Here is a 14,953-nt window from a genome sequence, read left to right as displayed (position 1 = left end):
ATTATTCAGCAGCTTTCACTTCAACCGTAATTGAAGCAACAACGTCAGTGTGTAACTGAACATCGATTTCAAAAGTCCCAACAAAACGTAAAGAACCTTCAGGCATACGGACGTCACGACGCTCAACTTCAAAGCCAGCAGCTTTAAGAGCATCTGCGATGTCTTGAGTACCAACAGAACCGAATAGTTTACCTTCATCACCAGCAACAGATTCGATTGTGATTACTTGACCGTTTAGGTTCTCGTAAACACCTTGTGCTACAGCTAGTTGTGCTGCCGCAGCTTTTTCTAATTCCGCACGACGTGCTTCAAACTCAGCGATATTTTCTTTCGTTGCAGCTTTTGCTTTACCTTGTGGAATCAAGAAGTTACGTGCGTAACCTGATTTTACAGAAACTTGGTCACCCAAAGTCCCTAGATTTTGTACTTTTTCAAGCAGAATAACATTCATGGCTTAAACCTCAATTTATTCAGAATCCCATCGGCGTCGGAAATCCATCCAAGTGTCAATCAAGCCGAGGGTTGCTAATATCAGCATCGTTTGTGGAAATATAAATAACAAAATATATATTCCAACAAGCCAACCAACACTGGCTTGCTTTTGGTCAACGGTTGCGTGGGCAATCGCTAATCCCTGAAACATAAATACTGCAATAAAAAGCCCGGTTAAATCATAAATCAAACCATTTGTTTGACCTAGAGCAAGTGATGCAATCGAAATTGCAATTCCTGCATAAGCCGTCTGGCTAGAAACACGTAACTCATAAAAGTCTTTGCGAAACTGTCCAGGCGCATATAACTGGCTTTGCCACCATCGGCCGATCAAAACAATCGAAAACCATAAGACTAAAGCAAAAACTGCGATTAGCATGGTCACCATATTAGCTAACTGTGTAATGAGCTCTAAATCGTATTCGACCTTAGCTTCAGCAAGCACTGGTGCAATGGTTTCATTGTAGAGCGCTAACCAGTAAGCCGCGGTATCCGACACACTTAAATGGAATAGCGCCAAACCTATGGCAATAAATATTAGTGCAGCTTGCAGAGTTTTTGCAAAACTTTGAGTCTCGCGTAATACAACACTGAGAACCCAAACCGGCAAAAGGAATTCCATTATGGCAATAAAAGCCGGCAACGCATTACCGGTAATCATCATGGTAACAGCAAGTTGTGCCACCACCGCCAAAGCAAGAGACTTAAAGCCTTCTATGCTTGAAATTCTCAAGGTAACCAAAGCGATTAACCCGCCGGTAATTAAACCGATGGGTGCAAGTATTACGCTTAATGCGGAAGAAAGCACTACTGCAATCGCTGCCTGTTTTGGCCCTTTCATGGAGTAGTTAGCAATGCCCAGCATAAGGTTCCTTTGACTCTGCTATTTAAAATTTTGTTTATTAATTTTTTCCGTCAAACAAAATTACTTGTGTTGATCGGTATATGGCAACAAAGCGATGTAACGCGCACGTTTAACCGCAGTTGCTAATTGACGCTGATACTTAGCGCTTGTTCCTGTAATACGGCTAGGAACAATTTTACCTGTTTCCGTAATGTAGGCTTTCAAAGTATCCATGTCTTTGTAATCAATTTGTTTTACGCCATCCGCAGTAAAACGACAGAATTTTTTACGTCCAAATCCACGTGCCATGATTACGCTCCTCTTGCTTGGCGCTTATCGCCTTTGTCATCTTTCTTAGACATCATTACTGAAGGTTCAGTAATCGCTTCTTTTTGCTTAACAACCATGCTACGTAAAACAGCATCGTTATAGTAGAAAGCGTTTTCAAGTTCAGCAAGCGTATCTGAATCACATTCGATGTTCATTAGAATATAATGTGCTTTGTGGACTTTATTGATTAGGTAAGCTAATTGACGACGACCCCAATCTTCTTGACGGTGAATAGCACCACCAGATTGTTCGATCATTGCGCGGTAACGCTCAACCATTGCAGGAACCTGTTCAGACTGATCAGGGTGCACTAGAAATACGACTTCATAATGACGCATTTAACTATCTCCTTATGGATAAAAAGTCAGTCTCCCTAAAATTCAGAAATCGTAATTACTTATGAAAACCAAATAGTGGTGAGACAAGGAAATCACACTTATGCGTGAAAGTCGCGGATTATAACGGCTTTGCCTTTAAATAACAATAATTTAATTTTATAGTATTGTATCAATTAGGACCTTAAACAGTTGCACAAGACACTCTGTTGTTGGTAAAGCCAAACATAAGATCCTATTGCGATTTTGAAAAATCGCTAATCAATACAATAAACTGGCCTATTAGCTGTTAATTAATTTTGAATTGATTGGTTAATATCTTGTAAAGCCTGAACTGCACTTTGTGCTTGAGTAATTGGACGACCAATCACTAGATAGCTCGAACCAGCAGTTAACGCATCTTTCGGTGTCATAATACGTTTTTGATCATTGACATCGCTACCGGCCGGTCGAATACCCGGTGTCACCAAACAAAAATCATTGCCAATTTCTTTACGAAGCATTTCCACTTCTTGCGCAGAACAGACAACCCCATCTAATCCTGACGCTTTCGTTAATTTTGCTAAGCGTTTTACCTGTTCTTTGGGTTCAATATTAAGCCCAAGTTCAGCTAAATCTTCTTGTTGCATTGATGTGAGAACGGTAACGGCAATTAATAATGGAGGATTTTCAAATTCTGCTAGCGCCTCTTTTGCAGCCTTCATCATTTTCGATCCACCCGATGCGTGAACATTCACCATCCAAACCCCCATTCTTGCCGCTGCTTGCACCGCCTTAGCAACAGTATTTGGAATATCGTGATACTTCAAATCCAGAAAAACATCAAAACCCTTATCAACCAAACCTTTTACAAATTCTGGCCCTGCCACTGCAAATAACTCTTTTCCAACTTTTAAACGGCAATCTTCAGGGTTAAGTTCGGAAACAAATTGGTTAGCCGATTCACTGTTTGCAAAGTCTAAGGCTATGACAACTTTCGGATCGTTTGTAGACATGAAACTCTCTTTATTTATTGTTTAATGCAGGTAGATTTGAAGGCTGTTCTGCCTCTTGTTTTTTACTAAGCTCTGCTTTCAGTTCAATGATTTGATTTGCTTGTTTACGGTTTCGCTTAGATTCCTTATTCAACTGCCAACGAAGACGTAGAACCTTTGGAACCATTAACAATGAACCAAGAAACAACCCAAAAATAAACATAAATGCCATAATCAGGCTTAACGGTAATGTTGGTGTTAACCAGAATAAATCGAGCTTAATAGGTGTTGGATTTAAAACGCCTAAAAGAATACCGGCGGCTAAAAATAAAACTGTTGCAATTAAAGATATGATTTTTAACATTTGACTCTAAATCCAAGCGAATGATGCTTGAATTATAGAAGAGTTAGACAGAGATTTGAATGATAGTTCAGAATTAACTAACAAAAAATACGAGAACATGACTTTTGGAAAAAATAAAAAAGGGAGCAATAAGCTCCCTTTTGATTAAGCGATAATGTCAGTGTAATCTTTAGATTGATCAACTGCCTCGCGTAAAGCCTTTCCAGGCTTAAAGTGCGGAACACGTTTATCATTCAACTTAACAGTTTCACCTGTTTTTGGATTACGTCCAACACGCGCTTTTCTATGATGAAGACTAAAACTCCCAAAACCACGAATTTCAATTCGATCGCCTTGCGATAAGGTATTTATCATAGAATCGACAATTTGATTCACTGCAATTTCCACATCTTTTTGTGAAAATTGTGTCTGACGACGTGCAATGAGTTCAATTAGTTCTGACTTGGTCATCTGAGTCTACTCTTTAAAATGTTTAAACTGAGTGTTCTGGATTATTGTGGAAACAATAAAAGACCAAATTTGACCGGCCGGTAAAGTTACCAGCCGGTTTGGACTATGAATCCGTCAGATTACATTTTGTCTTTAAGTAGATCACCAAGAGTGTTACCTGTAACAGGTTGTTGCTCATTGTAACCTTTGATCGCTTCTTGCTCGTCATGAGCTTCTTTCGCTTTAACAGACAAAGAAACTGAACGGTTTTTACGATCTACATTAACGATCTTAGCCGTAACGTCCTGACCTTCTTTAAGAACTGAAGAAGCATCACGAGTATCTTCTACAAGTTCTTGAACGCGAAGGTAACCTTCAACTTCAGGAGCTAAATCAATCACTGCACCACGCTCGTCAACAGACTTAACAGTACCAGTTACGATAGAACCTTTACCGTTCGCTGCCATGAACTGACCGAATGGATCTTGTTCTAGCTGCTTAAGACCTAGAGAGATACGCTCACGATCTGGGTCGATAGACAAGATGATCGTTTCTAGCTCATCACCTTTCTTGAAGTCACGAATGGCTTCTTCACCTGGCTGGTTCCAAGAGATATCTGTCAAATGAACAAGACCATCGATACCACCATCTAGACCGATAAAGATACCGAAATCAGTGATTGACTTGATAGAACCAGAGATTTTGTCACCCTTAGCGTGAGTCGCTGAGAAGCCTTCCCAAGGATTAACAGTACACTGTTTAATCGATAGAGAAATACGACGACGTTCTTGATCAACATCTAGAATCTTGACGCGAACTTCTTGACCTAGGTGAACCACTTTAGATGGGTGGATGTTACGGTTTGTCCAATCCAATTCAGAAGTGTGAACAAGACCTTCAATGCCATCTTCGATTTCAATGAAAGCACCGTAATCAGTGATGTTAGCCACTTTACCAGCAACTTCTGCACCCATAGGGTAACGAGACACCATATCTGCCCAAGGATCTTCTTCAAGCTGCTTAAGACCAAGAGATACACGGTTACGCTCTTTGTCGAACTTAAGAACCTTAACTTCGATATCATCACCAACTTGAACGATTTCAGATGGGTGGTTAACACGACGCCATGCCATATCAGTGATGTGAAGAAGACCATCAACACCACCAAGATCGATAAACGCACCATAGTCAGTAAGGTTCTTAACGATACCTTTAAGTACTGAACCTTCTTCCATGCTCGCAAGAATCGCTTCGCGCTCTGCAGAAGATTCTTGTTCAATGACTGCACGACGAGAAACAACCACGTTGTTACGCTTACGATCTAACTTAACAAGCTTTAGCTCAACTTCTTTACCTTCCAAGAAGCCGAAGTCACGGATAGGACGGATATCCACAAGAGAACCAGGTAGGAAACCACGTACACCTTCAACGTCAACAGTAAGACCACCTTTAACCTTACCAGTAACGAAACCTTTAACGACTTCTTCTTCTTCCATAGCCGTTTCAAGACGATCCCAGGTTTTCGCACGTTTTGCTTTCTCACGAGAAAGACGAGTTTCACCCATACCATCTTCTAAAGTTTCCAAATAAACTTCTACTTCGTCACCTACAGCAACTTCTAGATTGCCTTCAGCATCGATGAATTGGTTTTTTGGAATTGCAGACTCTGATTTCATACCAGCGTCGACAAGTACAGCTTCCTTATCGATACCAACAACGGTACCGATGATTAGAGAACCTGCATTAAATTTTTCACTCTTTAGTGATTCTTCAAATAATTCAGCGAAAGATAATTCACTCATGGATATATATACCAAAATTTTCCTATCCGTCTGTTTTACTGCCAATGGGAGTATTGGTAAATCAGTCGGGTCAGTTTCAAGTAACCAGCCATTCCCAACCGGCCGGTAATAAAAAACAAAACCCCAGACTCCGAAAAGCCTAGGGATTTTAAAAATCATTACAGATCAAATAGTTAGCTCATAAAGCTAATATTCACTGCTATTTCAAAATACCTTTATCCCAAAGTATTGATTCCGCTTTTTGACAAACTTCATCAATATCGAGATTAGAAGTATCAATCAGGAATGCATCGTCGGCAGGCTTCAATGGAGCCGTTTTACGATTCGAGTCTCGCTCGTCACGTTCCTTGATGTCCTGAATAATTTGCGCGATGTTAGCATCATTTCCTTGGTTTTTCAACTGTTTAACACGTCGTTCAGCTCGAATTTCTGCGGAAGCGGTTAAATAGAGTTTGACCGGAGCTTCTGGAAACACCACTGTTCCCATATCGCGACCATCCGCGACTAAGCCTGGCAGCTGGGCAAAATCTTTTTGACGTTGCAACAATGCCACTCGAACTTCGGGAACCGGAGCGACTTGTGAAGCAATTGCAGCAACCTCTTCTGTACGCACTTTTGAGGTAATGTCTTGACCATTATACAAAATCGATGTGGCTTTAAATTCGACGGGGAGCATTTTGGCAAGCTCAATAATCGGCTCTAAATTATCTATTGATAGGTTTTTCTGCATAACACCATAAGCAAGGGATCGATAAATCGCCCCACTGTCTAAAAAGTGAAAACCGGTTTTACACGCAAGCCACTGTGCAAGTGTGCCTTTACCGACACCACTTGGTCCATCAATGGTAATAATTGGTGCTGTCATCACTGGAATCCTTTAGGCCTTAACCGCTTTGACATTCATACCGACTTTATTAATTAAATCCAAAAAAATCGGGAAGGATGTATTCACATTGGCACAATCATCAATCACAATGGTATCAGCGCCACGAAGCCCTGCTACAGTCATCGCCATAGAGATTCGGTGGTCATGATGGCTCTGGATTTCAGCGGTTTGTTTAGATTGCACACCGCCGGTAATAATCATGCCATCAGGTGTCGGTTGGGCATCAATACCTACCGCTTGTAAAGCATCTGCCATAACTTGAATACGATCAGACTCTTTTACACGTAATTCTTCCGCACCGGTAAGAACCGTCTTACCATCTGCCACAGACGCTGCCACAAATAATACAGGGAATTCATCAATCGCAAGTGCCACTAATTCTTCAGGGATTTCAATTCCTTTTAATGGGGCATATTTTATATGCACATCTGCAACGGGCTCTCCACCGACTTCATGGAAGTTCTCTAGCGTTAAGTCCGCTCCCATCAGTTTTAGAATATCGATAATGCCGGTACGCGTTGGGTTCATGCCAACATGTTCAATAACAAGATCTGAACCTTCTGAAATCGCCGCTGCAACCATAAAGAAAGCGGCTGACGAAATATCGGATGGTACATCAATATGCATTCCGGTTAATTTTCCGCCACCTTGCAAGCAAGCTTTTGTTTGCTGAGCATCGATTTTTTTGGATTTCACTTCATAACCAAAACCATTCAACATACGTTCAGTATGGTCTCGAGTTGGTGCAGGTTCTAGCGCACATGTTTTTCCATCGGCGTAAAGTCCTGCCAACAATACGCAAGATTTAACTTGAGCACTCGCCATTGGTAGTGTGTAGTCAATCGCTTTTAAAGGCTCACCATTACCTTTAATCAACATCGGAAGAGTTCCGCCCTCTTGCGTTTCAATTTGTGCCCCCATCTCAGTTAATGGGTTGACTACGCGTTTCATTGGTCGTTTCGAGAGCGAAGCATCACCGACAAGTGTTACATCAAAGTCTTGCCCTGCAATAATCCCTGCTAGCAGACGTGTTGAGGTACCTGAATTCCCCATATCCAGTGGTTTACTAGGCTTTTTAAGCCCCTTAAGACCCACCCCATGAACAATGACTTTACCATCGATCGGCCCTTCAATTTCAACCCCCATCTCTCGGAATGCATTCAAAGTTGCCAAGGCATCAGCTCCTTCAAGAAAACCAGTGACCGTAGTGGTACCTTCAGCAATAGAACCCAACATAATACTGCGGTGTGAAATTGACTTATCACCCGGAACACGCACACGGCCTTGAATTTTGCCACCCGGCTGGACATGGAATTGAATATTAGACATAAGTTTATTCTCTAAGTTCTTAAAATTTAATTCTTTTTTATGCACTTATCTATTCACGATATGTTGATCGCGAGCGTGCTTTGCCGTTTCGAACAGTTCATATAAGGCATCAGCATTTTGATTTTCGACCAGCGGAATCATATCGCTTAAATAATCACGGTATTCAGTCAACCATTTGGCAATCGCTTTATGATTGGTCACTGAAATGTCTCGCCACATGGTCGCATCACTGGAAGCAATTCGTGTAAAGTCACGAAAACCACCAGCGGTATATTTAAACACATTGCCAAGTTCTGGATGTTCATGCAACATCTCAACTAACGCAAACGCCAATAGATGAGGAAGATGTGAAGTTGCTGCAAACACTTCATCATGAAAACTGGCCGACATTTTTTCAACATTTGCACCTAATGATTTCCAAATTTTCTCAACAACTTCAATAGATTGCGAGGAACTCCTATCTGTCGGCGTTAGGATTACTCTATGGTCTATATATAAACTTTCATCCGATGCACTTACACCGCTTTTTTCTTTTCCGGCAATGGGGTGTCCCGGAACGAAACCTTCAGGAAGTTCACCAAAGGCCGTTTGAGCAGCATCAATTACACTCTGTTTTGCAGAACCTGCATCAGTGATAATAGCACCGGCCGGTAGATATTTTGCCACCTCCTTAAAAATCGATGACATTGCTCCTAAAGGCACAGCGAGCATGAGTAAATCACAATCTTGAACGGCAGTTTTAATATCTATGCTATAAGAGTCAAGTACATTTAATTCTATGGCTGTTTGCAAGTTGATTTCATTATGACCAAATCCATGGACTTCTTTAGCAAGTCCAAGTTGTTTGATGCCTTTCGCAAAAGAGCCACCAATCAATCCAACGCCAATAATGGTAATTTTATTGAGTTTAGGACACTCAATTTTCTCTACATCTTGTAAGGTTTTTTTTATCATTTTTTTTGTCTATGCAAGCTTAGTTAAAGCTTCAATAAAGTGCTGATTTTCCGTTTCAGAACCAATCGAGATACGCAAATAGTCCGTCATGCCGTAACCGGCTTGTGGTCGGACAATTACCCCTTCTTTCAGTAACTCTTGGTTTAACTGTGATGCATTTTTAAACCTTGCGGTAATGAAATTTCCATAGGATTCAATAAAGTTAATGCCTTTTTCATTCAGGAAATCTTCAATTTGCTGCATTCCTTGATTGTTCAAGACAATGGATTGCTTAATAAATGCTTGATCTTGCAAAGCAGCCAGAGCCCCTGCTTGGGCCATTGCATTCACATTAAAAGGTTCTCGCACACGCTGAATCAGGTCAATCACTTCTGATTGAGCGATTAACGCACCAATTCTCAATCCGGCTAAGCCATATGCCTTAGAAAATGTACGAGTTATCAATATATTCGGATAGGATTCCAAATCTTGCATGACATCAGGATAGTCATTGACCATTTTCGCTTGGGCGTATTCAATATAAGCTTCATCCACCACGACCAAGACATTTTTAGGCACTTTGACAATAAACTCATTCCAGACGGATTGATCAAACACTGTTCCGGTTGGGTTATTTGGATTCGCAATATAGATAATCTTGGTGTTGTCAGTAATTGCGGATGCCATCGCCTCTAAGTCGTGAGCAAAGCCTTTGGCGGGGACTTTAATCGGCGTCGCACCCACCAGTTGTGTGGAAATCTCATACACGGCAAAGGCATATTGCGAAAAGATAATTTCATCACCCGATCCTGCAAAAGTTCGCGCAATGAGCTCCAAGACTTCGTTGGAACCATTCCCTAGCAAAATCTGATTTGAACGAACTTTCCAAAACTCAGCCAATGCATCGCGCAATTGATAACTGTTACCATCGGGATATCGTGCAATATCTAAAGCTGCCTTTTGCATTGCCTCGACCGCAATTGGCGAACAACCCAAAGGATTTTCGTTTGAGGCTAGTTTTGAAATACGTGTTAAGCCAAGTTCTCGCTGCAACTCACTAATAGGTTTACCTGGAATGTAAGGATTGACACCTTGCACATACTCATTACATAGAGATTTGAAATTGATGGTCATATAGAAAAGAACTCGTTTAAATTACAGTGGAGAAACGGGAAAAGAGCCGAGCACTTTATAAAAGTCACATAGTTTTTTTGCTTCAGCTAAAGCAGTTTTTAAGGGCTCTTCGTCCTGATGTCCTTGAACATCAATAAAAAACATATAATCCCACTGTTTATTATTGGATGGACGTGAAACGATCCGAGTCATATTAATCGCTCTAGAATAAAAGGATTCCAAAAGATTCAACAAAGCACCCGATTCATTTTTAATTGATACCAATAATGCTGTCTTATCATCACCGCTAGGCTCAACCTTTTCTTTGCCTAAAAGCCAAAATTTAGTGCTATTGCCTTTTTGATCTGAAATATGGGATTCCAAAACCGTCAAATCATAAATTCGTGCAGCCTGTTCTGAAGCGATTGCAGCAACAGTCGAATCATTTTGTGCCATTACCGCTGCTGCTGCATTAGAATCAACTTCTTCCAATTGTGCCCATGGCAAATTATTTCTTAACCAGTTTTCACATTGCCCTAACGCCTGAGGATGGGCTCGCACTATTTTTACTTGATCCGTAGAGATCGCTTTTGACAACAGACAGTGATCTATCGCCAACTCAACTTCACCAGAAACGGTGAGAGAGGTTTCAATTAGTTTGTTTTGTGTTTGCTTAACTGCACCTTCAGTCGAATTTTCTAGCGGTACTATTCCGTATTGCGTCTCACCTCTTTCGACTGATTCGAACACTTCTTCAATAGTTGAAACGGCATGAGGGTGAGCATAGGAACCAAATTGTTTTATGACACTTGCATGGGTATAACTACCTTCTGGACCTAAATACGCAACTGTAACCGGTTGTTCAAGTGCTAAACATGCCGACATAATCTCACGAAAAAGCTTGGCCATTGTTTCATCCGGCAGTAAGCTTTGATTACGTTCTTTTACCGCACGTAAAACTTGCGCCTCGCGTTCTGGACGGTAAAACACAGCCTCCACCGTACCACCTTGCGTTTTAATATCCGCAACCTTTTGCGCACACTGAGCTCGCTTACCCAAAAGTTCTTGAATTTGGCGATCAATGCTATCAATCTGATTACGGATTTCTAAAAGCTGCTGCGCTTCTTCTGGATTAGGTACTGAAACTGTTTCGCTCATAATCTTTTAATTAATACTTAGTTAATTGCTTAGTTTTGTCTTTTAAGGCGCAAATATACCGGCCGGTAAACTATTAAAGGGCAACGATTATTCTAAAAAAATCGTTGCCCTTTAAGGATTGCGAAGTATGTTACACAGGATTAGATTGTGCAAATTTTTGCATAAAGTCAATCAGTGCGTCCACGCCCGCTTCAGGCATCGCATTATAGATGCTGGCACGCATTCCACCAAAGGCTTTGTGTCCTTTCAAACTCAAAAGCCCTACCGCTTTAGTTTGTGCCAGAAAATCCGCATTCAAATCTTCGTTTGGCAAATTAAAGGTAACATTCATCCATGAGCGCTGTTCAACTTTTATTGAGTTACTGTAATAGCCTGAATTGTCTATGTAGTCATACAATTTTTGCGCTTTACGCTGATTGATTTCAGCAATGGCCTTAACCCCGCCAGAAGTTTTAATCCAATCAAACACAAGACCCGCTAAATACCATGCCCAAGTATTTGGAGTGTTGAACATTGATTCGTTATCTGCATAAGTCTTCCAGTTCATTAAATTTGGACAATCAGATCGTGCGTGGCCAATCAGATCTTCTCGGACAATCACAATCGCCAAACCGGCTGGACCGATATTTTTCTGAGCACCAGCGTAAATCATGCCGTATTTCGAGACATCAATTTCACGACATAATATGTTTGATGACATATCGGCAATCACAGGTTTGCCTTGTGCAAACACTTGCTCTAGTTGCGCTTCTTTAAACTCAACGCCCGTAATGGTTTCATTTGAACAAATGTGTATATATTTGGCGTCTTCTGAAAACTTCCATTCAGAACTGTCGGGAATTTCGGTAGGGTTTTGACCACCACCGGCGACAATATTGACATTGACATAACGCTTGGCTTCTTTGATTGCTTTCGCAGACCATACACCGGTATCAAAATAATCTACCGTATCGCCAGCTTGTGTAAGGTTCATTGGAATCCCTGCAAACTGAAGCGATGCACCACCATGTAAGAAGAGAACTTTGTAGTTCTCAGGAATATTCATAACGTCGCGTAAGTCAGCTTCCATTTGATGTGCAACCGATAGGTACTCTGCACTACGGTGACTCATTTCCATCACTGACATGGTCGTGTTATTCCAATCAAGAAATTCGTCTTGTGCTCTTTTCATGACCGCTTCCGGCAACATCGCCGGACCTGCACTAAAATTAAATGAACGCATTTGGATAAATCCTTAAAAATTTAATTCAAGAATGGGTTAATGATGTTTGTAGCAAAAACATCTTAGCCCTTCTAAATAATTATTCTTCTGTTGCTTGGTCAGTATTTGAAGAATCATTTGCAACAATCTCCTCTTCCAACTCATCGTCGACCTCAACCTCAACATCAACCACCGCAAGACCTACGACCTGCTCACCTTTACCGACATTAATCAGTTTAACGCCTTGGGTATTACGGCCAACTACAGAGACTTCCGAGACACGGGTACGTACCAAAGTCCCTTTATTGGTAATCAATACCATCTCTTGATCAGTACTGACTGAAACTGCACTGACCACTGAACCATTACGATCAGTGGTTTTGATGGAAATCACACCCTGACCACCACGGTTGATGGTTGAGTAATCGTCTACTGGTGTACATTTCCCGTAACCGTTTTCGGTTGCCGTCAAAATAAGTTGCTCCGGTTTGGCAACCTGCATGCTGATTACCTTAGCGCCGGCCGGTAACTTCATACCGCGAACACCACGTGCAGTGCGCCCCATCACACGGACATCGGATTCTTTAAAACGTATCGCTTTTCCGATATCGCTAAAGAGCATAATTTCTTGCTCTCCATCGGTTAAAGCCGTACCAACCAATTCATCGTCTTCCAAGAGATCCACCGCAATAATGCCATTGGCACGAGGACGAGAGAAGTCTTTAAGGGCGACCCGTTTCACGACAGAATTACGTGTCGCCATAAAGACAACACGCTCATCAAATTCATTCACAGGTAGCACTGATGTAATGTACTCCCCTTCTTCAACAGGTAAGATATTGACAATTGGTTTACCACGACTACCGCGACTGGCTAAAGGAAGCTGCCAAGTTTTTTGCCAGTACATCTTGCCACGGTTCGAGAAACACAACAGCATATCATGTGTACTGGCGACAAATAGTTGACCAATCTCGTCTTCTTCTTTCATCGCTGTTGCGGATTTGCCTCGACCACCACGGCGCTGTGCACGATAATCACTTAAAGGCTGAGTTTTGATATAACCATCACGCGAAAGTGTGACAATTCGGTCTTCTTCGGCGATTAAATCTTCGGCATCCAAATCTTGGTAAGCGTGATCGATTTCTGTACGACGCTTGTCACCAAAGTTCTCTACAACCTCTAGTAACTCCTCTTTCACCACTTCAGTCAAACGGTCCGGGTTACGTAGGATTTCAAGGAATTCAGCAATTCTTGCAATCAAACCTCGATATTCTTCCAAGATTTTGTCTTGCTCAAGCCCTGTTAGACGATGTAAACGCATTTCCAGAATGGCTTGCGCCTGAACAGGTGACAGTTTATAGATTGCGCCATCCGCACCAAAACCGGCCGGTAAATCTTCTGGACGAACATCATCCATTTCGACACGATCTAATAAATCGACAACAGAACCAATTGGCCAATCACGTTCCAGCATGCGCTCTTTCGCAACTGCTGGGCTTGGTGACGCTTTAATCAACTCGATCATCTCATCAATATTGGTCAAGGCAACTGCTAAACCTTCCAAAACGTGAGCTTTTTCACGAGCCTTACGAAGCTCGTAAATCGTACGGCGGGTCACCACTTCTCTGCGGTGTTTCACAAAGGCTTCGATGACTTGCTTCAGGTTGAGAAGTTTTGGCTGGCCATCAATCAGCGCGACCATATTGACACCAAACACCGTCTGCATTGATGTTTGCTTGTAAAGATTATTAATAATGACTTCAGGAACTTCTTCTTTACGAAGTTCAATCACAATGCGCATACCATCCTTGTCTGACTCATCGCGCAGAGCAGTAATACCTTCAATCTTTTTCTCTTTCACCAGTTCGGCAATACGCTCAATTAATTTGGCTTTATTAACCTGATAAGGAATTTCTTTGACAACGATTTTGTTTTTGCCGTTCTTATCGGTCTCGATTTCTGTACGAGCGCGCATTTGCACTCGACCACGACCGGTTTCATAAGCTTGGCGAATCCCTGCAGTTCCATTGATAATACCGTGCGTCGGGAAATCTGGACCATGAAGGTGTTCCATCAATCCTGTAATATCAATTTGCGGATTATCAATAAACGCCAAACACGCATTAATGGTTTCATTCAAGTTATGAGGTGGGATATTGGTCGCCATCCCGACTGCAATCCCGGAGGATCCATTCACCAATAAATTTGGGATACGTGTTGGTAATACTGTTGGCTCGGTTTCAGAGCCATCGTAGTTTTCGTGAAAATTGACGGTTTCTTTATCCAAATCTGCTAACAGTTGGTGGGCAATTTTCGACATGCGGATTTCGGTATAACGCATGGCTGCAGGAGAGTCACCATCAACTGAACCAAAGTTTCCTTGACCATCGACGAGCATATAACGCAATGAAAACGGCTGGGCCATACGAACAATCGTGTCATAGACAGCGATGTCACCATGCGGGTGATATTTACCGATGACATCCCCGACAATACGGGCAGATTTTTTATAAGGCTTATTGAAATCATTACGCAATTCGTTCATGGCATAAAGCACACGACGGTGAACCGGCTTGAGACCATCACGAACATCTGGTAGCGCGCGTCCAACAATAACGCTCATCGCATAACTCAGATAGGATTGCTCCATTTCATCTTCAAGTGCAATGGGGACAATTTCTTTGGCAAATTCAGACATAGGGTATCCTGACTACTGATTCATATTATTTTTAGGGGTTATATTATATGCGCAAAATGCTTTCG

At 41.8% G+C, this 14,953-nt stretch carries 15 protein-coding genes; all 15 read right to left on the bottom strand.

The annotated features are described in order from the left end of the window. Window position 1: 1 nt before the first annotated feature. Window positions 2-451, bottom strand: a complete 450-nt coding sequence (gene rplI, locus D9T12_RS06160; RefSeq protein ID WP_130537352.1) for a 50S ribosomal protein L9 — start codon at window positions 449-451, stop codon at window positions 2-4. 15 nt (window positions 452-466) lie between these two features. Next, window positions 467-1,357, bottom strand: coding sequence for a DUF2232 domain-containing protein (locus D9T12_RS06155; RefSeq protein ID WP_130537351.1), 891 nt, complete (start codon window positions 1,355-1,357; stop codon window positions 467-469). 60 nt (window positions 1,358-1,417) lie between these two features. After that, window positions 1,418-1,645: a 30S ribosomal protein S18 gene (gene rpsR / locus D9T12_RS06150; protein WP_130537350.1), complete on the bottom strand. Its 228-nt coding sequence runs from the start codon at window positions 1,643-1,645 to the stop codon at window positions 1,418-1,420. Between the two features lie 2 nt (window positions 1,646-1,647). Continuing rightward, the gene (gene rpsF, locus D9T12_RS06145) at window positions 1,648-2,004 is read right to left on the bottom strand and encodes a 30S ribosomal protein S6 (RefSeq protein ID WP_130537349.1); all 357 of its coding nucleotides are present in this window, start codon (window positions 2,002-2,004) and stop codon (window positions 1,648-1,650) included. Window positions 2,005-2,294: 290 nt separating this feature from the next. Next, entirely contained in the window at window positions 2,295-2,996 is a 702-nt protein-coding gene (gene pyrF / locus D9T12_RS06140) for an orotidine-5'-phosphate decarboxylase (RefSeq protein WP_130537348.1), read from the bottom strand. A 10-nt stretch (window positions 2,997-3,006) separates the two neighbouring features. Then, a complete protein-coding gene (locus D9T12_RS06135) occupies window positions 3,007-3,339 on the bottom strand; it encodes a LapA family protein (protein WP_130537347.1) in 333 nt (110 codons plus the stop codon). Window positions 3,340-3,483: 144 nt separating this feature from the next. Then, window positions 3,484-3,789: an integration host factor subunit beta gene (locus D9T12_RS06130; RefSeq protein WP_130537346.1), complete on the bottom strand. Its 306-nt coding sequence runs from the start codon at window positions 3,787-3,789 to the stop codon at window positions 3,484-3,486. A 119-nt stretch (window positions 3,790-3,908) separates the two neighbouring features. Next, window positions 3,909-5,570, bottom strand: coding sequence for a 30S ribosomal protein S1 (gene rpsA / locus D9T12_RS06125; protein ID WP_130537345.1), 1,662 nt, complete (start codon window positions 5,568-5,570; stop codon window positions 3,909-3,911). A 199-nt stretch (window positions 5,571-5,769) separates the two neighbouring features. After that, window positions 5,770-6,435 (bottom strand): (d)CMP kinase, encoded by a 666-nt coding sequence (gene cmk / locus D9T12_RS06120; RefSeq protein ID WP_130537344.1) that lies wholly within the window; start codon window positions 6,433-6,435, stop codon window positions 5,770-5,772. A gap of 12 nt (window positions 6,436-6,447) precedes the next feature. Then, a complete protein-coding gene (gene aroA, locus D9T12_RS06115) occupies window positions 6,448-7,785 on the bottom strand; it encodes a 3-phosphoshikimate 1-carboxyvinyltransferase (RefSeq protein WP_130537343.1) in 1,338 nt (445 codons plus the stop codon). Window positions 7,786-7,830: 45 nt separating this feature from the next. Continuing rightward, entirely contained in the window at window positions 7,831-8,739 is a 909-nt protein-coding gene (locus D9T12_RS06110; protein ID WP_130537342.1) for a prephenate dehydrogenase, read from the bottom strand. 9 nt (window positions 8,740-8,748) lie between these two features. After that, window positions 8,749-9,852 (bottom strand): histidinol-phosphate transaminase, encoded by a 1,104-nt coding sequence (gene hisC / locus D9T12_RS06105; protein ID WP_130537341.1) that lies wholly within the window; start codon window positions 9,850-9,852, stop codon window positions 8,749-8,751. A 21-nt stretch (window positions 9,853-9,873) separates the two neighbouring features. Then, complete coding sequence (pheA, locus tag D9T12_RS06100) at window positions 9,874-10,989, bottom strand: prephenate dehydratase (protein WP_130537340.1); 1,116 nt, start codon at window positions 10,987-10,989, stop codon at window positions 9,874-9,876. A gap of 130 nt (window positions 10,990-11,119) precedes the next feature. Next, window positions 11,120-12,211: a 3-phosphoserine/phosphohydroxythreonine transaminase gene (gene serC, locus D9T12_RS06095; RefSeq protein ID WP_130537339.1), complete on the bottom strand. Its 1,092-nt coding sequence runs from the start codon at window positions 12,209-12,211 to the stop codon at window positions 11,120-11,122. 79 nt (window positions 12,212-12,290) lie between these two features. Then, a complete protein-coding gene (gene gyrA / locus D9T12_RS06090; protein WP_130537338.1) occupies window positions 12,291-14,888 on the bottom strand; it encodes a DNA gyrase subunit A in 2,598 nt (865 codons plus the stop codon). Between the last annotated feature and the right edge of the window lie 65 nt (window positions 14,889-14,953).

The sequence above is a fragment of the Thiomicrorhabdus indica genome (assembly GCF_004293625.1).
Taxonomy (GTDB): Bacteria; Pseudomonadota; Gammaproteobacteria; order Thiomicrospirales; family Thiomicrospiraceae; genus Thiomicrorhabdus; species Thiomicrorhabdus indica.
This window is presented reverse-complemented; position numbering and strand designations above follow the sequence as displayed.